Source organism: Bradyrhizobium sp. AUGA SZCCT0158, from assembly GCF_018130065.1.
Classification (GTDB): domain Bacteria; phylum Pseudomonadota; class Alphaproteobacteria; order Rhizobiales; family Xanthobacteraceae; genus Bradyrhizobium.
This window is the reverse complement of sequence record NZ_JAFCME010000019.1, coordinates 92,575-113,349: the sequence shown is the minus strand read 5'-3', so window position 1 is coordinate 113,349 and position 20,775 is coordinate 92,575. Positions and strand designations below refer to the sequence as shown.

The 20,775-nt window shown below is 61.2% G+C and carries 19 protein-coding genes and 1 tRNA gene; 13 read left to right on the top strand and 7 right to left on the bottom strand.

The genetic code is table 11. The features are described 5' to 3' along the window. The first annotated feature begins 15 nt into the window (after window positions 1–15). The 4 genes from JQ574_RS25250 to JQ574_RS25235 all read left to right on the top strand — a co-directional run bounded on the left by JQ574_RS25250 (window position 16) and on the right by JQ574_RS25235 (window position 3,807). Window positions 16–765: a di-trans,poly-cis-decaprenylcistransferase gene (locus JQ574_RS25250; RefSeq protein WP_212207073.1), complete on the top strand. Its 750-nt coding sequence runs from the start codon at window positions 16–18 to the stop codon at window positions 763–765. A 99-nt stretch (window positions 766–864) separates the two neighbouring features. Continuing rightward, a complete protein-coding gene (gene bchE / locus JQ574_RS25245) occupies window positions 865–2,391 on the top strand; it encodes a magnesium-protoporphyrin IX monomethyl ester anaerobic oxidative cyclase (RefSeq protein WP_212207074.1) in 1,527 nt (508 codons plus the stop codon). A gap of 178 nt (window positions 2,392–2,569) precedes the next feature. Continuing rightward, entirely contained in the window at window positions 2,570–3,004 is a 435-nt protein-coding gene (locus JQ574_RS25240; protein WP_312014722.1) for an aminoacyl-tRNA deacylase, read from the top strand. Between the two features lie 170 nt (window positions 3,005–3,174). Beyond that, entirely contained in the window at window positions 3,175–3,807 is a 633-nt protein-coding gene (locus JQ574_RS25235; protein ID WP_212207175.1) for an aspartate/glutamate racemase family protein, read from the top strand. Between the two features lie 6 nt (window positions 3,808–3,813). Here JQ574_RS25235 and JQ574_RS25230 read toward each other — a convergent pair whose 3' ends face one another. The 3 genes from JQ574_RS25230 to JQ574_RS25220 all read right to left on the bottom strand — a co-directional run bounded on the left by JQ574_RS25230 (window position 3,814) and on the right by JQ574_RS25220 (window position 6,172). Then, window positions 3,814–4,188, bottom strand: a complete 375-nt coding sequence (locus JQ574_RS25230) for a hypothetical protein (RefSeq protein WP_212207075.1) — start codon at window positions 4,186–4,188, stop codon at window positions 3,814–3,816. 62 nt (window positions 4,189–4,250) lie between these two features. Then, window positions 4,251–4,327, bottom strand: a tRNA-Arg gene (locus tag JQ574_RS25225). 216 nt (window positions 4,328–4,543) lie between these two features. Further along, on the bottom strand, window positions 4,544–6,172 hold the full coding sequence (locus JQ574_RS25220) for a tetratricopeptide repeat protein (RefSeq protein WP_212207076.1): 1,629 nt from the start codon (window positions 6,170–6,172) through the stop codon (window positions 4,544–4,546). 407 nt (window positions 6,173–6,579) lie between these two features. On the opposite strand from JQ574_RS25220, the gene JQ574_RS25215 reads away from it, so the two are divergent. The 3 genes from JQ574_RS25215 (at window position 6,580) to JQ574_RS25205 (ending at window position 8,894) form a co-directional block, all read left to right on the top strand. Further along, the gene (locus JQ574_RS25215) at window positions 6,580–7,050 is read left to right on the top strand and encodes a hypothetical protein (RefSeq protein WP_249119579.1); all 471 of its coding nucleotides are present in this window, start codon (window positions 6,580–6,582) and stop codon (window positions 7,048–7,050) included. 266 nt (window positions 7,051–7,316) lie between these two features. Continuing rightward, the gene (locus tag JQ574_RS25210) at window positions 7,317–8,084 is read left to right on the top strand and encodes a hypothetical protein (protein ID WP_212207077.1); all 768 of its coding nucleotides are present in this window, start codon (window positions 7,317–7,319) and stop codon (window positions 8,082–8,084) included. 336 nt (window positions 8,085–8,420) lie between these two features. After that, window positions 8,421–8,894, top strand: a complete 474-nt coding sequence (locus JQ574_RS25205) for a universal stress protein (RefSeq protein WP_192736345.1) — start codon at window positions 8,421–8,423, stop codon at window positions 8,892–8,894. A 39-nt stretch (window positions 8,895–8,933) separates the two neighbouring features. Here JQ574_RS25205 and JQ574_RS25200 read toward each other — a convergent pair whose 3' ends face one another. Continuing rightward, complete coding sequence (locus tag JQ574_RS25200; protein ID WP_211995477.1) at window positions 8,934–9,338, bottom strand: YccF domain-containing protein; 405 nt, start codon at window positions 9,336–9,338, stop codon at window positions 8,934–8,936. 232 nt (window positions 9,339–9,570) lie between these two features. Between JQ574_RS25200 and JQ574_RS25195 the strand changes: the two genes are divergently transcribed. The 3 genes from JQ574_RS25195 (at window position 9,571) to JQ574_RS25185 (ending at window position 11,467) form a co-directional block, all read left to right on the top strand. Then, window positions 9,571–10,650 (top strand): LLM class flavin-dependent oxidoreductase, encoded by a 1,080-nt coding sequence (locus tag JQ574_RS25195; protein WP_212207079.1) that lies wholly within the window; start codon window positions 9,571–9,573, stop codon window positions 10,648–10,650. A gap of 107 nt (window positions 10,651–10,757) precedes the next feature. After that, complete coding sequence (locus JQ574_RS25190) at window positions 10,758–11,243, top strand: hypothetical protein (protein WP_212207080.1); 486 nt, start codon at window positions 10,758–10,760, stop codon at window positions 11,241–11,243. Continuing rightward, window positions 11,240–11,467, top strand: coding sequence for a hypothetical protein (locus tag JQ574_RS25185; RefSeq protein WP_212207081.1), 228 nt, complete (start codon window positions 11,240–11,242; stop codon window positions 11,465–11,467). Before JQ574_RS25190 ends, JQ574_RS25185 begins: the two co-directional genes overlap by 4 nt. Before the next feature lie 24 nt (window positions 11,468–11,491). Here JQ574_RS25185 and JQ574_RS25180 read toward each other — a convergent pair whose 3' ends face one another. From JQ574_RS25180 to JQ574_RS25170, 3 genes are all read right to left on the bottom strand, one after another. Next, window positions 11,492–14,599 (bottom strand): EAL domain-containing protein, encoded by a 3,108-nt coding sequence (locus JQ574_RS25180; protein ID WP_212383977.1) that lies wholly within the window; start codon window positions 14,597–14,599, stop codon window positions 11,492–11,494. 198 nt (window positions 14,600–14,797) lie between these two features. Next, window positions 14,798–16,627, bottom strand: coding sequence for a bifunctional diguanylate cyclase/phosphodiesterase (locus JQ574_RS25175; RefSeq protein WP_212207083.1), 1,830 nt, complete (start codon window positions 16,625–16,627; stop codon window positions 14,798–14,800). A 181-nt stretch (window positions 16,628–16,808) separates the two neighbouring features. Continuing rightward, on the bottom strand, window positions 16,809–17,786 hold the full coding sequence (locus tag JQ574_RS25170; protein ID WP_212207084.1) for a sensor histidine kinase: 978 nt from the start codon (window positions 17,784–17,786) through the stop codon (window positions 16,809–16,811). A gap of 270 nt (window positions 17,787–18,056) precedes the next feature. Here JQ574_RS25170 and JQ574_RS25165 point away from each other — a divergent pair, with 270 nt between their 5' ends. The 3 genes from JQ574_RS25165 to JQ574_RS25155 all read left to right on the top strand — a co-directional run bounded on the left by JQ574_RS25165 (window position 18,057) and on the right by JQ574_RS25155 (window position 20,720). Then, window positions 18,057–19,226: a serine hydrolase gene (locus tag JQ574_RS25165; RefSeq protein ID WP_212207085.1), complete on the top strand. Its 1,170-nt coding sequence runs from the start codon at window positions 18,057–18,059 to the stop codon at window positions 19,224–19,226. A gap of 33 nt (window positions 19,227–19,259) precedes the next feature. Next, window positions 19,260–20,096: an SDR family NAD(P)-dependent oxidoreductase gene (locus tag JQ574_RS25160; protein ID WP_212207086.1), complete on the top strand. Its 837-nt coding sequence runs from the start codon at window positions 19,260–19,262 to the stop codon at window positions 20,094–20,096. 120 nt (window positions 20,097–20,216) lie between these two features. Next, complete coding sequence (locus JQ574_RS25155) at window positions 20,217–20,720, top strand: cupin domain-containing protein (RefSeq protein WP_212207087.1); 504 nt, start codon at window positions 20,217–20,219, stop codon at window positions 20,718–20,720. Window positions 20,721–20,775: the final 55 nt, after the last annotated feature.

Genomic DNA, 20,775 nt, shown 5'->3' with positions numbered 1-20,775 from the left:
ATCGGAGACTTTGTGATGCAAAGTAATCTCTCGCCCAAACTTGAAGCCACGCAAGACGCGGCGCGGCTGCATGTCGGCATCATCATGGATGGCAATGGCCGATGGGCAACGCGGCGCGGGCTGTCGCGGTTGCGCGGCCACGAGGCCGGCGTCGAAGCGATCCGGCGCGTGGTCGAGGCGGCGCCAGGGCAGGGCGTCGGTGCGCTGACGCTGTATGCTTTTTCCAGCGACAACTGGCGTCGACCGAAGACCGAAGTCTCTGCGCTGATGGCGCTGTTGCGATTCTATCTCGCCAACGAGGTCGAGGCGCTGGTCCGCAACGGCGTCCGTCTCACCGTGATCGGACGCCGCGATCGCATTCCCGAAGGCATCGCCCATGCCATCACCCGCGCGGAAGCGGCCACCGCCGCCGGCGATGCGTTGCATCTGCGCATCGCGGTCGATTACTCGGCCCGCGACGCCATCCTCAACGCCGCGACGCGCGCGGCCGGCATTGTCGATCTCACCCGCGAGCGGCTCGCCGAACTCATCACCGGGGAAAAAAACCTTCGCGACGTCGACCTCATCATCCGCACCAGCGGAGAAAAGCGGTTGTCGGACTTTCTGCTCTGGGAAGGCGCCTACGCCGAGCTGCACTTCACCGAACGGATGTGGCCGGAGTTCGAGGCGCAGGATCTTGCCGAAGCCCTCGGCGCGTTCCATCGCCGCGAGCGCCGCTTCGGCGGTCTGCAGGCGATCGCGCCGGAAGAGGTGCCGAGCCTCTAGCACATCACCAAAGTACACCACCAAGCGCCGGCCGGGGGGCCGGGCTCTTTCACGACATGCGGGGACGAACGATGACGCCAACAGAGCGGAGCGACGTCCATGCGCATTCTTCTGATCAACGTGCCACATCCTTCGATCGGCAGCCGGATCCCCGATGACCATTTGCCGCCGCTCGGCCTGCTGTCGATCGGCGGCCCGCTGATCGACGACGGCCACGAGGTTCGCCTGCTGGATGGCGAGTTCGGGCCCATGCCGGCGCGATCAATCAAAGCCGAGGCGCTGGCATTCGCGCCGGACGCCGTGCTGTTCGGTCATTCCGCATCGACCTCGGGTCATCCCGTCATCGCCGAGATCGCGCAGGCAATCGTGCGCGCCTTGCCCAATGTTCTGATCGTCTATGGCGGCGTGTTCCCGACCTATCATTGGCGCGAGGTGTTGCGCGATGAGCCCTATGTCACCGCGATCGTGCGCGGCGAGGGCGAGGAGACCGCACGGCGACTGATGCGTGCGCTCGAATATGGCCACGATCTCGGCACTATCGCGGGCATCGCTTTCCGCGACGGCAACGATATCAGCGCCACTCAGCCTGCGCCCGTGATCCGCGATCTCGATGCCTACCGGGTCGGCTGGGAACTGATCGATCACGCGCGGTACAGCTACTGGGGCGGCCTGCGCGCCGTGGTGGTGCAGTTTTCGCGCGGCTGTCCGCATCTGTGCAATTACTGCGGCCAGCGCGGCTTTTGGACCCGCTGGCGCCACCGCGATCCGATCCGGTTCGCGAAAGAGCTGGCGCGCCTGCATCGCGAGCACGGCGTCAAGGTCATCAACTTCGCCGACGAGAATCCGACGGTATCGAAGAAGGCGTGGCGCGCCTTTCTCGAGGCACTGATCGCGGAGAATGTCGATCTGATCCTGGTCGGCTCAACCCGTGCCGACGACATCGTTCGCGACGCCGACATCCTGCACCTCTACAAGAAGGCAGGTTGGCAGCGCTTCCTGCTCGGCATGGAGAACACCGACGAGAAGACGCTCGAACTGATCCGCAAGGGCGCGACCACCACCACCGACCGCGAAGCGATTCGCCTGATGCGCCAGCACGGCATCCTGTCGATGGCGACATGGGTGGTCGGCTTCGAGGAGGAGACCGATCGCGATCATTGGCGCGGGTTGCGGCAGTTGTTGTCGTACGATCCCGACCAGATCCAGATGCTCTACGTCACGCCGCACCGCTGGACGCCGTATTTCCGGCTCGCGGCCGATCGCCGTGTGATCCAGACCGACCGCCGGCGCTGGGATTACAAGCACCAGGTGCTGGCGACGCGCCATATGGCGCCGTGGCGCGTGCTGCTCTGGTTCAAATTCACCGAGATGGTGCTGCAATGCCGCCCGAAGGCGATCCTGCGCGTCCTGTTCCATCGCGACGCCGGCCTGCGGCACGCAATGCGCTGGTACACGCAGATGGGGCGCCGGGTCTGGCCGCACGAGATCTGGGGATTCCTGCGCGACATCAGGCTCAAGGATGGACCAACGGTGTCGGAGTTCTGGGGCGCGGCGCAGGACGGTGAGGAAGAGTCGATGTCGGCAGCGCGGCCCGAACGCCGCGTCGGCGCGCGCAAGGCTGCGTGAACGCCCGCGCATGCCGCCCCGCGGAATTGCAGAGGCGGCGGCTTGCGAAAGCATGCGTAAGCCCTTCTCAAGGCTGCGGATAACTGGTCGCGGTTGCTGGACGAGCGCCTCAACGAGGAAATACGGTCGCCTCCGATCGCACAGAACAAAAAGAACCGTCGCGGTCCGAGGCGTTGGCGTGAGCATACAGGTTGCTATTCTGAAGGTCTTGGCCAGTCACGGCAGCGGCCGGGCCACGCTTGCTTCACTCAAGCGAGACATCGTCATTCTCTCCGCCAGCGGCCCGGACTGGAACGCGCGCATCAAACGCCTGGCCCGACGCGTTCCGGCGATCGACATCTTTGGCGCCGGCTATGTGCTGCGTGACGACGAGGGATGGCAGATCACGACAGCGGGCCGCGATTTTCTCGCGGCGCTCGAAGCCGTGAGTCAGGATAACCAGCCGGCCGAAACGGATTTGCCTGCATCGCCCGCAGCCGATGATGCCGGGCGTCGTCAAGATGCCCTCATCGTCGTCGGTCACCGTTTCAAGAACCGGATCCGCAGGGATCGCGATCCCGCCCGGCTACAACGCGATCAGCGCCGGCGCCCGCGCCACGATTCAAGCGTGTGACCGCGGCGGCAAGTGCCGGCGCCGTCAGTCCGTTGTTCAGCGCCAGATCGCCGGGGTTCCCGGCAAGGTCGAATCGACGTCAATCGCCTCCCGCCTCGGTGCTGGCGGGTGCGGTGACATTGGCGGCGCACCGGGTTGACACCGATCGCGCCGCCGCCACACTGATCAGCATGCGCATTACCCTCATCCACGCCCTGAAACACTCGATCGTGCCGATCGAGGCCTCGTTTGCAAAACTTTGGCCCGACGCGCGGCTGATGAATTTGCTGGACGACAGCCTGTCGGCCGATCTGGCGCGCGATGGCGGGCTCACCGAGGCCATGACCGGGCGCTTCCTGCAACTTGGGCGCTACGCGGCGGGCACCGGTTCGGATGCGATCCTGTTTACCTGTTCCGCCTTCGGTCCGTGCATCGAAGCGGTGGCACGCGCGCATGCGCCGATGCCGGTGCTCAAGCCGAACGAGGCGATGATCGAGCAGGCTGTCACCAGGGGCCGCAAAATCGGCCTGCTGTCCTCGTTCCCGCCGACGCTGGTGTCGATGCCGCGGGAATTTCCGGCTTCGATCGAGCTGGTGCCGAAACTGGCTGATGGTGCCATGGCCGCCCTCGACCGCGGCGATCGCGCCACGCATGATCGTCTGGTGGTGGAGGCGTCCAGGGACCTGCGTGATTGCGACCTGATCGCGCTGGCGCAATACAGCATGGCGCCCGCCGCCGAGATGGTCGCGAAAGCCTCGGGCCGGCCGGTCGTCACAACGCCCGACAGCGCGGTGCTGAAGCTGAAGGAAATGCTGCGCGGCTAGCCGCGCTCAGGCCTTTTTCTTGGCGGCCTTCTTGGTCTTCTTCGCGGCCTTCGCAGGCTGCCTCTCGACCTTCTTCTCGGCCTGCTTCTCAGTTTTCTTGGCGAGCTTCATCGCCGCGATTTCTTCCGCCGCGTATTTAACCGCCCGCGCGTAGCTGTCGGCGGCATTGTCGGCGGAGTTCTGCAGCCGTTTCGCCGCCGCCGTGCCATGCAGCATAGCGCTTTGGGCGAGCAGCTTGAACCGCGCCTTGGCTTCCTTGTCCTTGGCCGAGGCGGCCTTGGCCATAAACAGGCCCTGCCGCTTTTTGGCGGCGGCCATCAGGCTCTTGTTCTGTGCTTTGGCGAGTTGCCGGATTACGGCGTCTAGATCAGCTTCAGCCATTCCGGGTCACTCATTACTCCGCTGCGTGACCCCGGGGGACAGGATGTTGGGGTGCACTTTATTGGCGCACCCGACACGATTCGAACGTGTGACCTTTGCCTTCGGAGGGCAACGCTCTATCCAGCTGAGCTACGGGTGCAGTGGGGCTTCATTTAGCCGATTGGTCTGGTGACGGCAACGGCCTTTGGGGCTATTTCGGGAAGCAAGCCCCTAAGGCAACCGTTCATCGAATGGTGCCGGGACCGCGAGCGCGCGCCAAACCGACCGGTACCATGGCGGGTTGATTATCCGGTTCTTGGATATTCCAGTGGCTCATTGGGCGCGGATGGCCGGTGCGTTGCAGCGCGATTTGGATCTATCTCGCCTTGAAATAGAAGCCCTGCGCCGACAATTGCCCATACGTAAAAGGTTCCTGCTTCTTTCCCGTGCTTGTGTAAACGTCATCATGGACCATACGAAACAATTGGGCGATCTCCAGTCCGGGAGCATCCATTCGTCGAATGAGAGAAGTCGTAAACGGGCTGTTTTCCCCTGCGCCATCTGTCGCGAGATGACCGTGCTTGGTCGCGAATGCGACGAGTGTTCCGCTTTCGGGCTCGATCCTCGCTAAACCCCTCCCCACGGAAAGTGACTTCTTTTCAGCAAACGGATTTTCCCGGCATGCATCCAGGACCACAAGGCGCATTTTATCAGCCGAGCTGACGGCGTTGAGGATTTGATCGAGGGCCACGCTTTCCTTTGGAATGTCGGCGTCCGTTTCAAACTTTGCATCAACGGGAACAAGATAATTGCTGCCATCGAGCTCAATCCCATGTCCTGCAAAATAAATGACGGCCCAGTTGGCATTCTTGCTGTCATTGGAAAAAGCCTGCAGCGCGGCCGAAAGCGTCTCCCGGCTTGCGTCGGTCAACAACTTCACGCTCTGGAAGCCTGATTTTCCAAGCGCATCCGCCACGAGTTCCGCGTCCCGTTTCGGATTCGCGAGCGAATCGAAACTTTCGTATTTGGAATTGCCGATTACCAAAGCGATGCGGCCACCCGCCCGCTCATTGGATGGACGCGTCGCACCGAGCTTCGTATCGATCCGCTCGAGGCCTGCCACAGCTACAGGATGCGATGGGGCGATGCTGAGTGCAGCCTGAAGATCAGTACGCGCCTTCTCCAGCTCTCGCGAGCGTTCGAACGCGGAAGCGCGTTGAAGCAAAGCCGTCATGTTTTTTGGTTCTAATTTGAGCGCTTCATCAAAGTCCGCTATCGCCGCCGGCAGATTGCCAACGGCAAGATAGGATCGACCGCGATTTACGTAGGGCCTCGAGAACTTGGAAATGAGTTTGATCGATTCATTCAAGTCAGCAATTGCTCGATCATATTCGCCAAGGCTGAAATGGCTGAAGCCTCTTCCGCTAAGGCTCGGCACGTGTCGCGGAGCGAGCGCGAGGGCCTTGTTGAATGCCAACAAGGCTTTCTCGTATTCCTGTTGCTTGTTGTAGACGCCGCCGATTCCCCCGTGGGCCACTGCAAAGTCCGGATTCAGTTTCAAAGCTTTGTTGAGTTCTGTAAGAGCTCTCTCCTGCTCTCCCATATCCGAGTAGACCAAGCCTCGAAAAGCGTAAGGCCCAGGCGCGCCGGCATCAATTTCTCCGGCAGCGTTCAGGTCGGCCAGCGCCTTTCCATTATCCCTCAACAAGAAAAAGGCGTATCCGCGCTGGACGAGCGCGAGCACGTTTCGAGGATCGAGCCGCAACGCCTCGTTCAGATCTGGCATGGCTTCGCTGAACTGTCCCATTCGGCTCTTGGCCGTGCCGCGCCAGGCGAACGCAAATGCAAACTGGGGATCCTGTTTGACCGCCTGATCAAGCTCGGTGATTGCCGCCGCAAACTTTCCTTGTTCGATGAGCGCTCTCGCCCGACCGACAGCCGGCCCTGCTGCTGAGCGCTTTTGTCCTGGAGGAGAGCCGTGTGGTCGTCCTGCCGCATTGCCCATAGCGGCTTGAACGCATGCTCTGACCTTTGGGGTTGCGAGAGCTCGGCATGATTCAAGGTTTCCACCCGCTCTCATGCACGGCATTACGATTGGTCTCCCAACCGTTTCTCGGCACCTTTGGAGCGCTGGATTCCCCGATTGTGAAAGAGCGGGATTGGCAAACATTGTTACCAATGCAAGAATTGAAAAAGCGATTGCGCGAGAAAAAACTTCTATCAAACGATTATTGCTGGCCGACATGGTGTGCCCACCTCTTACAACCGCAAATATAAGACCAATGCTATCAGCTTCTCCTCAAAGGCGCGCGCGACAATCCTTACCGCGGTAGTGTTATGATACCCGTGGGGGCCGTTCGGGAACCGGCTCCTTCGACGCTAGAAGATCAGCGACCGGAGAAAGGTTTGGAAATGCCTGGTCAGATGACCCTGCGAGCTGTGCTTGCCGCTGCCGCAATGGCAAGTTGCCTTGTGGCGATGACGGGGCAGCCAAGTTTCGCCAAGACCGTAATTGTCACGGAGGAAGAAGCGAAGTTGCCCCCTCCGAAAGAAATGCCCCCTCCGTCTGACCGCGGCATTACGCGCGGACCGAAGATCGAGCTTGATATGGAAGACAAGGCTGCGCTTCGCGCACCCATGCATCTAAAGTTGAAATTTAGAGCGTTCGGCGGTTCGGCCATTGACCTGGATGCATTTCGGGCAACGTATATCAAGAATCCAACAGTTGACCTGACCCCTCGAATTAGGCCCTTCGCTCAACAATCGGGCATAGACATTCCTGACGCACAGCTGCCGCCGGGCGAGCACTTTATACAGTTTGGGATCAAAGACTCGGAGGGCCGTGCGTTCTCCAAAATCATCAAGCTCAAGGTCATGCCCTGACGGGCGCAGGGAACGTATCGGCTTCGTGGCTACATTTGAATTCAACATTCGAATTGGATGAAAATGAATTGTCCATATTGCGCGTCCGAAATTGAGCCTGCCGTTCTTGTTTGCAGCTCCTGCTCTCGTGACGTCGGCGTGCCGGCGTCGCTGATCGCGGAACGAGATGACCTCGTACGAAAAATAGATGGCGCGCGCGACGAGCTTTTCAGGATGAGGGAAGAAATTGACTCCCTTGTGCGTGCCAAGAAGCGTAGCCGAAGCTGATGGAATGTCCCTTCTGCGCCGAAACCGTCAAACACGAAGCGATCGCCTGCAGGCATTGCTCGCGAGATCTTCGAATCGTTCGCCCGGTACTCCTGGAAATTCAGGAACTCGTCTTCGAGTTTGACAAGTTGCAGCAAGAGCTTGATCGAACGGGCGCCAAGCTCGACCGAATCAAGCATCCTGTTCGCTGCTTTGTTACCTATTCAGTTCTATATATCCTTGCCCCGGTCTTCTTGCTGGTTGTCTCTCATGTCCTTGTAACGATCGTATTCAACATCCAACCAATCTATTTGCGCCTGGCGTCCGTCATCATTCCTGTTCCTTTTGGTTTTCTCGCCTATACGATAAGTCGGCTGGGACTACGTGGAGCATTCCCGTTAGGAATACTCGCTGCGGCGGTCAGCGTCGTCCTTATGCTTGTCATAACGGGTGTCAACGACGGCGTACCCATTCTTCCAGCTTCGCAAGTGGAGTGGCGTGAAGTTGCGGAATATATGGCCAGCATCTGCCTGGCATTCGTCACCGGAAACATCTTGAGTGTTTTGGTGTTCCAGGTGCTGCCAAACACGTTGTCGCGTGGTGGCCGTCCAAACCCAGCCGCATTCAGGCTTGCTCGCCTTCTCGGGCCTCATGTTGGGGAGGAGCAGCTTCGTCGAAGAGCGCGTCTCATGCAGGATTTATTGCGGACCGTCGGGCCTCTCGCCGGTGCGGCTGCTACTGCAATTGGATCAATCTATGCCGGATTGAAAGGTGTAGTCGGACATTGATTGCCCCGGAGAGGCTACCAATTTCCGATTGTCCAGCCGGCCGCCGGCGGGTCCCGCCAAAACTGCCCCGGGTGTTCTTCTGATCCGAAATGATGTGCCGCCCCGCAACAGGCGCCGTTTCCTGAGGGAGTATCCGGCTCGCCGATCCAGCTTCGGATGACAAGCCTCTATCCAGCCGAGCTGCGGGTGCACGGGAGTCGGCGCCTTGCGGAGACCGGCTGAGACTAAGGTGGCAGGGGGCGGAGCCTCATCGCCCGTCAAAAATCCTGATCCGTTCCGCCGGATTGGTGCTAGTCTTGGTCTGTTGATCTTCTCGACCATCGATGGGGACGTCCGATGTATAAGAAGGTTCTGCTGGCCTATGACGGGTCCGTTGAGGGCCGGCGCGCCCTGCGGGAGGGCGCCAAGCTCGCGCAAATGTGCCGTGCCGAGGTCTTCCTGCTGGCGGTTGTCGAGGTTTCCTCGATCATGACGCCGGAGGCCGGGCTTACCATTCCGATCGAGCTGCAAACCGAAGACTACAAGGCGATCCTGGCCGAAGGCACCGAGCGGCTGAAGGCGGTGGGCTTTACGCCGACCTCGCGGCTGGAGGTGGGGGATGCCGGGCAAAAGATCGCGGAAGTGGCCGAGGAAATCGGCGCGCATCTCGTGGTCGTCGGGCATCGTCCGCAAGGGCCGCTGGCGCGCTGGTTCGGTTCCGTCGGCAGCTATCTGGTCAAGCGGCTGCGCTGCAGCGTGCTGGTCGCCCAGACCGAGATCAGCGACGATGAATTCGAGCGGCTGAAGCCGCCGGCCGAGACCGCGGCTTAAGATTAGGCTTGCACCGCGCCGGATCGATCGGAGAGATCGTTACGCCGGAACGATGATCTTGCCGATCGGCCATAGGGCGATGCCGGCCAGTTTGAGGTGTGCCCAGGCGAAGGGAATGCCGATGATGGTCACGGCCAGCACGACCGCCGTGACGACATGCGCGAGCGCCAGCCACCATCCCGCCAGCACCAGCCAGATGATGTTGCCGACGACGCCGAGCGGTCCGGTGCCGATATCCTCCTCCCCGGTATAGAGGTCGCGCGACACCGCCCTGAACCCGAACGGAAACAGCGTGTAGGCCGCGATATTGAACGCCGCCCGTGCCCAGGGCAGGCCGATGATGGTGATGGCCATGATCACGGCGGCCACCAGCCAGCCGAATGCCATCCACGCGCCGCCAAGCACGATCCAGACAATATTCAGAAGGAGTGAGACCGGTGACATGGGTGCCATCTTTAGCGTGCCGTTGATGTCATGGGTATCAAAAAAGCCATCAGCTGAATTGATTCAAGTCACGATACGTCGTCCGGAACCCGATTGCGGCATGCGCTTGGGAGCTATCTTTTTGTTTGAGCATGATCTTTTCGGAAAAACCGGTGCCCACTTTTCCGGATCATGCTCTAGACTGTTGCGCAACACGAGCCGGATAGACCGGCGTTTGCAGGGAGAAGCGTCGATGCGTCCCCTCGAATTCGGCTGGTATCTGCCCACGCATGGCGACACCACGGCCTATGGGCTGATGGAGGCGCAGGTCACAGGTTCCCCCGAACTCTGTGATCGCGTGGTGCAGGCGGCGGAAGCGGCCGGGTTCGAATATCTGCTGATCCCGGTGGGCTCGGTGTGCTGGGAGGCGTGGATCACGGGCGCGTTCATGGCGGCACGCTCGTCGACGATCAGGCCGCTGATTGCAGCAAGGCCCGGCTACATCAATCCGGTGCTGCTGGCCAAGATGATCTCGACCTTCGACCAGATGTCAGGCGGGCGCATCTGCATCAATTTGATTGCGGGCCAGAACGAGAGCGAGGTCGAAGGCGAGGGCGTGCGTTACGCCAAGGAGGAGCGCTACGCGCTGATGGAGGAAGAGGTCTCGATCCTCAAGGCGCTATGGACCACGCGCGGCCCGGTGACGTTCGAAGGCAAGTTCCACAAACTGTCGGGCGCGCATATCAGGCCGCGTCCGCTGCAGCAGCCGTTTCCAAAATTCTACCTCGGCGGCGGCTCGCGCCAGGCCTGGGAATTGTCGGCGAAACATTCCGATGTGCATCTGTTCTGGGGCGATCTGCCGGAGCGGATCGCCGGCAATATCGCCGAGATCAGGCAGATGGCCCGCGCCCATGACCGCGAGAACGACATCGGCTTCGGCATGCGGCTGCAGGTGATCTGCCGTGAAAACGAAGCGGACGCCTGGGAGGCCGCGGATCAGCTGGTGCGTCATGCCACCGAACGGCAGAAGCAGGAGATGAAGACGCTCTACAATAAATCAGAGGCGAACCTGCGCGTGCAGCAGCTTGCCCGCGAACATGGCGACCTGCTGCTGCCGCATCTATGGACCGGCATCACCAAGGTTCGCCCGGGTGCCGGCATCGCCGTCGTCGGCAATCCCGCGCAATGCGCGGATACGCTGCAGCGATTCATCGATGCTGGTTGCCATTCGTTCTGCCTGTCCGGCTATTTGCACGACGAGGAGGCCGAGCGTTTCGGCCGGATGATTCGCCCCATCCTCGCCGAGAACAATCGGGGCCGCCTGGCTGCGTGATAGTGAGGTTCGATAGCGTGCGGTTCTTCCAATAGATCATCGCGCGTCAGACGCTTTTTGGTTCGTGATGAAGCTCAAGCCCTACTTGCGCCCAACGAGGCAAACAAATGTACACCCCGGACAATCTGAAAGAATTGACAGCGCTATTTGCGAAATATGGCGCCAAGGCGCCAGAGTCCTGGGCGAGGTCCCAGCTTGATGAGGGAATTCCCCAGCTTCAACGGTTCCTGTTTCTGAGACAGGCCTGGAGCCAGGTCGTTCGCACTGGCGATGAGGAGTGGATACAGCGCTGGAGACAGGCCGCGGAGCGAGATCATGATGGGTCTCATGCCCCTGTCGCCCACGCATTAAAGACGTGCCTTGAGAAAGGAGTCTCGGCAAAAGAACTCGTCAACATCGTGCGTGGTGTGCAATCGGAGTTTCTATTCCAGCTTTGTTACCTGTTGGAAGATCCGATGTTTACTGAGGAGGAGCTGCAGAATTTCTCATGGGGGCTGTTTGAGGTCGACAAGGATGGCGATCCGATCGGCCCGCGCATTTTTGCATTGCATGAATCCGTTTACGAAACCGATCCGATGAGGGAACGATCGTGACATCGCAGGTAGGCAGCGCCACTCTACGCCTTGTTGTCGATACCGCCGGCATCGCCGTCGTCGGCAATCCCGCGCAATGCGCGGATACGCTGCAGCAATTCATCGATGCTGGCTGCCATTCGTTCTGCCTGTCCGGCTATTTGCACGACGAGGAGGCCGAGCGTTTCGGCCGGATGATCCGCCCCATCCTCGCCGAGAACAATCGGGGCCGCCTGGCTGCGTAGGGTCGCGCCGGTAGACATCGCGGTTCAGGCCGAAGCGAGCGCGGCTTCGCTGCCAACGCCGATCAACCGCCGCACCTCGGCAGCCGGCTTGGGGGCACTGAACAGATAGCCCTGCATCTGGGTGCAGCCGAGCCGCTTCAGCAAGGCCTTCTGCTGTTCGGTTTCGACGCCCTCGGCGGTCGTGATCATGTTGCGCGAAGTCGCAATGTTCACCACCGCCTGCACGATCGTCTCCGAGCCGTCGACCTCGATGTCGCTGACGAAGCAGCGGTCGATCTTGATCTTGTCGAACGGGAAGCGCTTCAGATAGCTCAGCGAGGAGAAGCCGGTGCCGAAATCGTCGAGCGCGATGCGTACGCCGATGTCGCGGAGCTGATGCAGGATCGCCAGCGCGGTCTCATCGTCATGGATCAACACGGCTTCGGTGATTTCGATCTCCAGCCGGTCCGGCGGCAGGCGGGAGGAAGCAAGCGCCCCCATGATCCGCAGCGCCAGCGTCTGGGATCTCAACTGGACCGGCGAAACGTTGACGGCCAGCCGCACATGAGATGGCCAGCCTGCGGCCTCCATGCACGCCGTCTGCAGCACCCAATCGCCGAGCTCGTTGATCAGGCCGATATCTTCCGCCAGCGGGATGAATTCCGCCGGCGAAACCATGCCGCGCTCGGGGTGGCACCAGCGCAGCAGCGCCTCGCAGCCCGCCACGTCGTTGCTGCCGAGGTCGAGCAGCGGCTGATAGTGAATTTCGAAGCCGCCATCGACCATTGCCTGCCGCAGGTCCTGCTCCATGGTCAGCCGCGCCTTGGCGCGGGCATCCATGACCGGTTCGAAGAAACGATGGGTGCGGCGGCCTCCGGCCTTGGCGCCGTACATCGCCAGATCGGCGTTCTTGATCAGCTGGTCGAGATCGGTGCCGTCCTGCGGCGCCCGCGCGATGCCGATGCTGGCGTCGGTCGAGAGGTAATGGCCGAGGCAGTGATGCGGCTGCCGGATCGCCTCCTGGATCCGCGTCACGAATTCGATGACGTCGTCGCGGTCGCCGACCGCGGTCTGGATCACGGCGAATTCGTCGCCGCCGAGCCGCGCAATCAGATCGGTCGGCTTGAGGCACTCCTTGATACGGGACGCGACGGCCTTCAACAGTTCGTCGCCGACATGATGCCCGAGCGAGTCGTTGATGCCCTTGAATTCGTCGATATCGATATAGAGCAGTGCGAATTGTTCGCCGCCGACGGCCTTCTGCAACTCGCGCTCGATCTGTTCGCGGAACAGTACCCGGTTCGGCAGGTCGGTCAGCGCGTCGTAATGCGCAAGATGGGCGATCTTTTCATCGGCGCGACGCCGCTCGGTAACATCCTCGACGACATGGACGATGTAGCTGGGCTCGCCGGCCTGATTGCGAATGCCGAGCCGTCTGGAGGTGATGTAGCGACGGCCCATCGCCTGGGTTTCCCAGAGATGCTCGTCCTTGAACAGGCCGTCGGCGGATCGCAGCGCCTTGTCGTCGTCGGCCGTGACGATCTCGGCGGACGCTTGCGGAAATATATCGAAGGCGGTTTTGCCGATGATGCTGTCGCGGGAAATGCCGAATTGAGTCTCGGCCACGCGATTGGCCAGCAGGTAGCGGCGATCCTTGGCGCCCTTCACGGTGATCTGCGAGGGGATGTGATCGATGATCTGGCTCAGGAAAGCATGGTTGCGGTCGCGTTCCTGCTCGAGTTTGCGCCGCTCCGTGACGTCTTCGATGGTGGCGATCCAGCAGCCATGCGCCAGCGGCCGGCTGACGGCCAGGAAGCTTCGCCCGTCCGGGCAAAGCATCATGCTCTGATCGATCCGGCCCTGGGCAACATTGCGCAAAACGCCGGAACAGAATTCCTTGACGTCGCCGCTAAAGGCTTCCTTGTCCTTGCGGTGCTGGATCAGGTCGGAGAAATGGCAGCCGGGCTTTACGATGTCCGGCGACAGGTTGAACATGTCGATGTAGCGCTGGTTGACGGTGACGATGCGCGCGGACGCGTCGTACATCACCAGGCCCTGGATCATGTTGTTGAGCGCTGTGTCGAGCCGGTGCCGTTCCGATTCCAGCCGTTGCTGCGCCTCCCTGCTTTGCCGGGTCATCTGCCGGATGATGAGGAACAGGATCAACGCGATCGTCGATGCCGCCAGTATGGCGGCGCTGACCAGGAACCTGGTCTGGGCCTCCCAATCGGCAAGCGCGGCGGTTATCGAATTGGTTGCGACGACGATGATCGGGAAGCGGCTCAACTGGGCCGCAGACCCCAGCCGGTCCCTGTTGTCGATCGGGCTTTTGACGCGCAGCGTCTGCTGACCGCCCTGCGTCAGGACGCGCTGCAGCAGCGGCGCCGATCTGAATTTCTGTCCGACCAGGTGCTCGGCGCGCGGATGTCGCGCCAGCAGGGTGCCGTCGGTGTGAAACATCGAAACGGCGGCGTCCGCTCCGATCGCGACGGAAGCAAAGAACTTCACGTAGTTGGAAGGGTCGATGCGCCGCGTCATCACGCCGAGAAAGACACCATCTTCGCCGGTCAGCCGATGGGCGACGACCGTGTTCAGACTGCCGCTGATAAGGCTGCGAAGCCCCTCGGTCTGGATCGAAGGTGATTGCGGATTGAATTTAAAGGACTGGAAGTAGGCGCGTTCGGAGATGTTAAGGGCCGGCGTCGGTAACGGTCGCGACCAATTGATGATGTTGCCGTCAGCGTCATAGATCGAAATGTCGCCAAGATAGGACAGGACACCGGCTTTGGATCGGAGGATTTCGTGGGATTCCGAACTCGAAATCAATTCCCTGAACGCCTGCGGTGAAGCGATGCCGGGAATCCGCAGCCGGACGATCACGTCGGCTGCGATGGTGTCGGAGTCCTCGAATTGCTGGTCGAAGTGACGGGTGAGCAGCAGGACGGTGTTTTGCAGTTCGCGTTCGCTGTTGGCCAGCGCGCGCTCGCGAAATTCCGCGACCATCATGATCGTGCCGGCGAAAATCGCCGTAACCAGCAGCGCCCCGCAAACGGTCAGCCACAGCACCGGACCACGGATCGTCGTGCCGAGACGCCGGCTGGCCGCCGCAGCTCGGGACACCATGCTATTCAGGTCGCGAAACAGAACGCGCATTCCCCCTTCTCCCCGGGAACTTCATACGACGCGCTCATGTCATAAGCCGTTAGGAAATCCGGTTACCTAAGATTTAATCGCGCCCCTGAATGCCGTTTTACGGCAGCGCTACGCGCATGGCTGGCCGCACGCAGCGCATGGTGGTGTCTATCTTATGGTGCAACGAGCGGGGTTGGGCGGACACTGGCTAAGGCTGCCTCAGCGGCGATAGCCGCTGGCGCGGGAAAACGCCGGGCGGGTTTCCTGTGCCGGGCGGCTCGACAGGCTGGCGCGCGTTTCGCTGGCGAGCGGTGCCGCCGGCCTGAGGTCTTCCAGGAAGATCGGCTTGGAGAAGTAATAGCCCTGCGCATAGCGGATCTTGGTCGCGGCCTGCAGATAGGCCAGTTCCTCGAAGGTTTCGAGGCCTTCGGCGATCACGGTCATGCCGAGCGCTTCGCTCAGCGATTCGATCGCCCGCAAAATGCCCTGGCTGCGCGGCCGCAGATGGATGTCGGTAATGAAGGAACGATCGATCTTGATTTCGTCGGCGGTGATGTCGGCCAGCGCCGACAGCGAGGAATAGCCGATGCCGAAATCGTCGATCGAGATGCCGACGCCGAGTTTGCGGAAGATCGGCAGGATTTCATCCTGGAAATGCGTCTTGGTGACAAAAGCGTCTTCGGTCACCTCGATCATGAAGCGCTTCGGAAATCCGGTGGCCTCCAGCGCCTGCGCGAACGGCCGCATGAATTCGGGATTGCCGGCCTGCTTGGCCGCGACGTTGATGCTGATCGTGGTATCGGGACCGAAGGTCTCGTTGATCAGGTCGATCGACTTGACGATCTCCGCCAGCACCAGGTGGGTCAGTTCGTCGATCAACCCCAGTTCGACGGCGAGGTTGATGAAGGTGCCGGGAGCCTGAATCACGCCCTCATCGTCCCTGAGCCGCACCAGCGCCTCGATGCCCGTGACCGCCTTGCTGCGGATATCGACCTTGGTCTGGAACGCGCAGCAAAAGCGCTTTTCCAGAATAGCCAGCCGCAGCGATTGTTCGACCTTCATCCGCGCCAGCGCCTCGCGCTCCATGCTGGAGTCGAAGAACGCTGCCCCGCCTTTGCTGCCGTTCTTGACGCGGTACATCGCGATATCGGCATTCTGTCGTAGCGCGTCGTAGGTCTTGCCGTGCTCGGGATAAAGGCTGACGCCGATCGACGTCGAGGCGAATATCTCCGATTCGTCGATGAAGAACGGTGCCTTCAGCCGTTGCAGGATGAAACGGATGTATTCGGCGACTTCGCTCTCGCTCTGGACCGGATTGAGCAGCAGCATGAACTCGTCGCCGCTGATCCGCGACAGGATGTCGGATTCGCGCAAATCCATGCCCAGCCGCTTGGCCATTTCGACCAGCAAGGCGTCGCCGATCGCGTGACCGTAATAGTCGTTGATGTGCTTGAAATTATCGACGTCGAGAAACGCGAGCGCGAAGTGGCCGTGGACATTATCTTGCTGAAAATGGCCTTGTTGCAAATGAACTTGTAAGGGACCTTGGGCGCTGTCGCGTGTGAGCAGCGTGTTGACGCGGTGTTCGATCACCCGCCGGGTCGGCAACCCCGTTAGTTCGTCATAATAGGCCGAGCGGAACAGCGCGTCCTCGAACGCCTTCTGATCGGTGATATCGGCGGAATTCGAGAGAAGCAAATTACGTCCGGCGATCTGGATCGGCCGGTGTGAGGTGAGAAATACGTGCTTGGCCGGACCTGATGTCACGGCCTCTTCCAGTGTGGCCGCGTGGCCGCTGCGGAGCAACTCGAGGCAGGTCTCCTGGCGATCGCTCAATTGCGAGGGCGCAGGCGCTGCCGCGGCCATCTGCAATAACGTCGCGGCGGCGTCGTTCACCAGCAGGAACTCGCCTTGCTCGTCCTGAACCGTCACGGCTGTCGGAAGCAATCTGAGGATATCCCGCAGAATGCTCAATTCGGTATCAAAAGCGCCTTCATTACCGGCCTCGGTCGCGGCCGCCTGAAGGTCATGTTTATAGGGACTATGCATGCCGCGGAGCTTGGCAAAGTCCCTTCTAATTTTGGTTAAGTGGAACTGTGAAAAACCGCGACACTCCTACAAGTTGGCGCTTTCGGACGTTACGGCCGCAATCGTCATTAACAGAATCTCAATTCGGGCTTCGGCTGCTTGCAGTAATTGCGAATTGTGCCTTTAGGTTGTGCAGCCGCGTTCAGCTCGCGGGGATGCGACACTGCATCGTGCAGTGAACGCCGGTCTTCAGGAAACTGACTTCGGTCTTGCCGTCGAACGAGCGCAGTGCCGATTGCAACAGCTTGGTGCCGAAGCCCGGCGCTCCGATTTTTTCGACCGCGGGCCCCTCGGTTTCGTCCCAGGTGATCTTGAGCCATGCCACATTGAGTTTGTCGTCCGACACCGTCCACGACACCTGCAGCATGCCATTCGCAGCGGAAAACGCGCCGTACTTCCCGGCATTGGTGGCCAATTCGTGGAAGATCAGCGCCAGGCTGACCGCCAACTTGGCCGGAAGGAATAGCGGATCGCCATTCAGGTTGAACCGGACATGGCCGTAAGGCCCGAGTTCGGAGCGCAGCAAGTCCTTGATATCACAGCCGCTGCCATCGATCCGTGCGATCAGATCGTCGGTTGCCGACAGCGCGCGGATCCGGTGATCGATGCTGCTCCAGGCCTGCGGTTCTTCGTGCAAGACCTGGTGCAGAACGGCGTGGATCGTCGATGTCTTGTTCTTCAGCCGGTGCTGCAGCTCTTCGACGATCAGCTTGCGATATTCTTCTTCCTCGATCAGGCGCTTGGCGATCTGCCGCTGTTGCGCGACGATGGTCCGGTAGTGCTCGACACCCCATATCGTGATGCCGCACACCGCCCAGAAAATCAGCAGCAGCGCCAGGCGGGCGGAATCGGTTACGGCGTCGCTGAAATTGACGGCGACGCCAAGCGCGCCGCCGGCGAGCGCCGTTGCGATCCCGATCCGGAAGCCGCCAAAGGCGGTGGCAAAGAACACCGCCGGAAAATACGGCGTGAAGAACACGTCGGGACGGATCTGGGCCAGTCCCCACCGCGCCAGGGTCGCCAAAACCAGGCAACAGACCGCAAAGCCGGTGCTGAATAGCAGTGAGGGCTGGGAAATTCCCTGCCAGCCGTGCCTGAACTCGTCGATCAATTTCGTCATCGGTGTTGTCACTTCACGTGATCAGCGAATCCAAAATAAGGCCGACCCTAACGGAAACCGGGGATTTCGAGCCCGCCGGCAACGATAAGGCGGGTTCTGCCGTGGCGCTGTCAGCGCGATAAGCTTGCTTGCGTTGTTCCCGGCGGGCGGGAATATTGGCATCAACAAAAACGGGAGGAATGGATGAACCGTCTCATTCGCGCTTTCGGCGCATCGGCTCTCTTTGTCCTTGTGGCTACCGGGAACGGTTGGGCGGACCCGGTGCTCCCTATGGCCGTGACGCCCGAAGACGTCGGCTTGTCCTCCAGCCAGCTGGCACGCATCGAGGCGGTGACCCAGAAACACGTCGAAACCGGGCTGGTGCCGGGCGCCGTGATGCTGGTGGCGCGGCGCGGCAAGATCGCCTGGCACAAGACCATGGGTTTCCGCGACCGCGCTGCGAAAGACCCGATGCGGCCGGACTCGATCTTCCGCATCTATTCCATGACCAAGCCGATCGTCTCGGTCGCGGCCATGATGCTGGTCGAGGAGGGAAAGATGCAGGTCAGCGATCCCGTCTCGAAATTCATTCCGGAAATCGGCCGCATGAAGGTGGGCAATGAGACCACCGAGAACGGCAAGGCGGTGCTGCAATTGACCGATCCCGCCCGCGAGATGACGGTGCAGGACCTGTTGCGGCACACCTCCGGGCTGATCTACGGCGCGCGCGGCAAATCATTGATCAACGCGGCCTATATCGAGGCCAGGATCGGCGGCCGTGATGCCAGCAATGAAGAGTTTGTCGCGAAACTAGCGAAGCTGCCGCTGCGGTTCTCCCCCGGCGAGCGCTGGGAATACGGGGTGTCGACCGACGTGCTGGGGCGCGTGGTCGAAGTCGTCTCGGGAAAGACACTGGGCGAATTCCTGAACGAGCGCATTCTGACGCCGCTCGGCATGACCGACACCGGCTTCTCTGTGCCATCAGACAAGCTCAATCGCGCCGCTCAGCCCTGGCAAATGCCCGAATCGCCGCCGATGACGCCGCGCTTCGACGTGGCGCAAAAGCCCCGTTTCGAATCCGGCGGCGCCGGCCTCACCAGCACGATGGACGACTACCTGCGCTTTGCGATCATGCTCGCCGATAGCGGCGAATTCGCCGGCAAGCGCCTGCTCGGCAACAAGACCGTCGATTTCATGACGGCGGATCATACCCTGGCGCGGCCGGGCCGGCCGCCGGGGCTGGGTTTTGGTCTTGGCTTCGAGGTTCGCACCAGCGTAGGCGACGCCGCCTTGCCGGGCTCGCTCGGGGAATATGGCTGGGCCGGCAACGCCGGCACGCTGTTCTGGATCGATCCCAAGGAACAGTTGATCGCGATTTACATGGTGCAGGTCGATGACGGCGCGCGGATCATGCTGCGCAATCAGTTCCGGACCATGGTCCAGTCCGCGATCATCAACTAGGATTTCTCAGGTTTCGCAAAGGGGATAAGTGAAATGGGACGGCTGGACGGCAAGGTCGCGGTGATCACCGGCGCGACCAGCGGCATCGGGCTGCATACCGCGGAAATTTTCGTCGCCGAAGGCGCGAAGATCGTCATCGCCGGACGCCGCGCGCCGGAGGGCGAGGCGCTGGCCAAAAAACTCGGCGCTGCCTGCATCTTTCGTCAGACCGATGTCACGGTCGAGGAGCAGATGAAGGCGCTGATCGCGCTTTGCGTGGAAAAGTTCGGCAGGATCGATTGCCTGTTCAACAACGCCGGCGGCCCGGCCCAGACCGGCGGCATCGAAGGCCTCGAGGTCGATCGCTTCGATGCGGCGATGGCGACGTTGGTGCGCAGCGTGATGCTCGGCATGAAGCACGCAGCACCCCAGATGCGCCAGCAGGGCTCCGGCAGCATCATCAACAATGGCAGTATCGCAGGCAGACTTGCCGGCTTCTCGTCATCGATGGTCTACGGCGCGGCCAAGGCCGCCGTCATCCATCTCACCAAATGCACGGCGATGGAGCTAGGCGAATCGAACATCCGCGTCAATTCGATCTCGCCGGGCGCAATCGCGACGGGCATCTTCGGCAAGGCGCTGGGCCTTTCGGTGGAAGCCGCCGAAAAGACCCCTGGTATGATGCGTGAGGTCTACAAGACCGCGCAGCCGATCCCGCGCGCCGGCCTTCCTGAGGATATCGCGCATGCCGCGGTGTTCCTCGCCAGCGACGAATCCTCTTTCATCAACGGCCACGATCTCGTCGTCGACGGCGCCATCACCGGCGGCCGCAACTGGACCCAGCAGCAGCAGGGCTATGTCGCGCTGCGCAAGGCATTCGATCAGGGATAGGGTCTCACAACGTCATTGCGAGCGCAGCGAAGCAATCCATCGTGCGGCAAGGCGAGTATGGATTGCTTCGTCGCTACGCTCCTCGCAATGACGGTCGAATAAATAAAAGGGAGAAAGCAAATGTCTGCAACACTTGGTTTGTCACCCGCCAGCCCGCAGGGGCGGCCGTTTTATCTCGCCGTGATCGCTGGTCTCGCCTGTGCCTTCGTGATCGGAAAGACGCTGCCATCCACGATGGATGCGATCTCGGCGATCATCGAGCCGCTATGTGCCAGCAGCGCGCCTTCGGGCTCAACGCTCGATACTGTCGAGCCGATCGGCTCGTACGCGCTGCCGAACGTGCCGGGCAAGAGGGTGACGATCGTGCGCGTGTTCTACGGGCCCGGCGGGTTCACCCGCGCGCACCGGCATGCGGGCTCCGTCACCGCCTATGTCACCAAGGGCGAAATCCGCTCGCAGCTCGCCGGCGGCGTGGTCGAGACGTTCAAGGTGGGCCAGTCGTTCTTCGAGCCGCCCGGTGCCGTGCACCTGGTCTCGGCCAATGCCAGCATGACGGAGCCGGCGGAATTGATCGCGGTGTTTGTGGCCGACGAAGGCGCGCAGCTCACGACGTTTGTGGAGTAGAAATCGACTTGTCATGCGCGGGCTTGACCCGCGCATCCATCTAAAAAGAATCACC

Bases quoted from the DNA above. Each gene is read 5' to 3' on its own strand.
- JQ574_RS25210 (WP_212207077.1), top strand. From the start codon at position 7,317: ATGGAATGTCCCTTCTGCGCCGAAACCGTCAAACACGAAGCGATCGCC.
- JQ574_RS25230 (WP_212207075.1), bottom strand. From the start codon at position 4,188: ATGGCTGAAGCTGATCTAGACGCCGTAATCCGGCAACTCGCCAAAGCA.
- JQ574_RS25195 (WP_212207079.1), top strand. From the start codon at position 9,571: ATGCGTCCCCTCGAATTCGGCTGGTATCTGCCCACGCATGGCGACACC.
- JQ574_RS25160 (WP_212207086.1), top strand. From the start codon at position 19,260: ATGGGACGGCTGGACGGCAAGGTCGCGGTGATCACCGGCGCGACCAGC.
- JQ574_RS25235 (WP_212207175.1), top strand. From the start codon at position 3,175: ATGCGCATTACCCTCATCCACGCCCTGAAACACTCGATCGTGCCGATC.
- JQ574_RS25175 (WP_212207083.1), bottom strand. From the start codon at position 16,627: ATGCATAGTCCCTATAAACATGACCTTCAGGCGGCCGCGACCGAGGCC.
- JQ574_RS25190 (WP_212207080.1), top strand. From the start codon at position 10,758: ATGTACACCCCGGACAATCTGAAAGAATTGACAGCGCTATTTGCGAAA.
- JQ574_RS25200 (WP_211995477.1), bottom strand. From the start codon at position 9,338: ATGTCACCGGTCTCACTCCTTCTGAATATTGTCTGGATCGTGCTTGGC.
- JQ574_RS25250 (WP_212207073.1), top strand. From the start codon at position 16: ATGCAAAGTAATCTCTCGCCCAAACTTGAAGCCACGCAAGACGCGGCG.
- JQ574_RS25215 (WP_249119579.1), top strand. From the start codon at position 6,580: ATGCCTGGTCAGATGACCCTGCGAGCTGTGCTTGCCGCTGCCGCAATG.
- JQ574_RS25205 (WP_192736345.1), top strand. From the start codon at position 8,421: ATGTATAAGAAGGTTCTGCTGGCCTATGACGGGTCCGTTGAGGGCCGG.
- JQ574_RS25165 (WP_212207085.1), top strand. From the start codon at position 18,057: ATGGCCGTGACGCCCGAAGACGTCGGCTTGTCCTCCAGCCAGCTGGCA.
- JQ574_RS25220 (WP_212207076.1), bottom strand. From the start codon at position 6,172: ATGGGCAATGCGGCAGGACGACCACACGGCTCTCCTCCAGGACAAAAG.
- JQ574_RS25180 (WP_212383977.1), bottom strand. From the start codon at position 14,599: ATGCGCGTTCTGTTTCGCGACCTGAATAGCATGGTGTCCCGAGCTGCG.
- JQ574_RS25170 (WP_212207084.1), bottom strand. From the start codon at position 17,786: ATGACGAAATTGATCGACGAGTTCAGGCACGGCTGGCAGGGAATTTCC.
- bchE (WP_212207074.1), top strand. From the start codon at position 865: ATGCGCATTCTTCTGATCAACGTGCCACATCCTTCGATCGGCAGCCGG.
- JQ574_RS25155 (WP_212207087.1), top strand. From the start codon at position 20,217: ATGTCTGCAACACTTGGTTTGTCACCCGCCAGCCCGCAGGGGCGGCCG.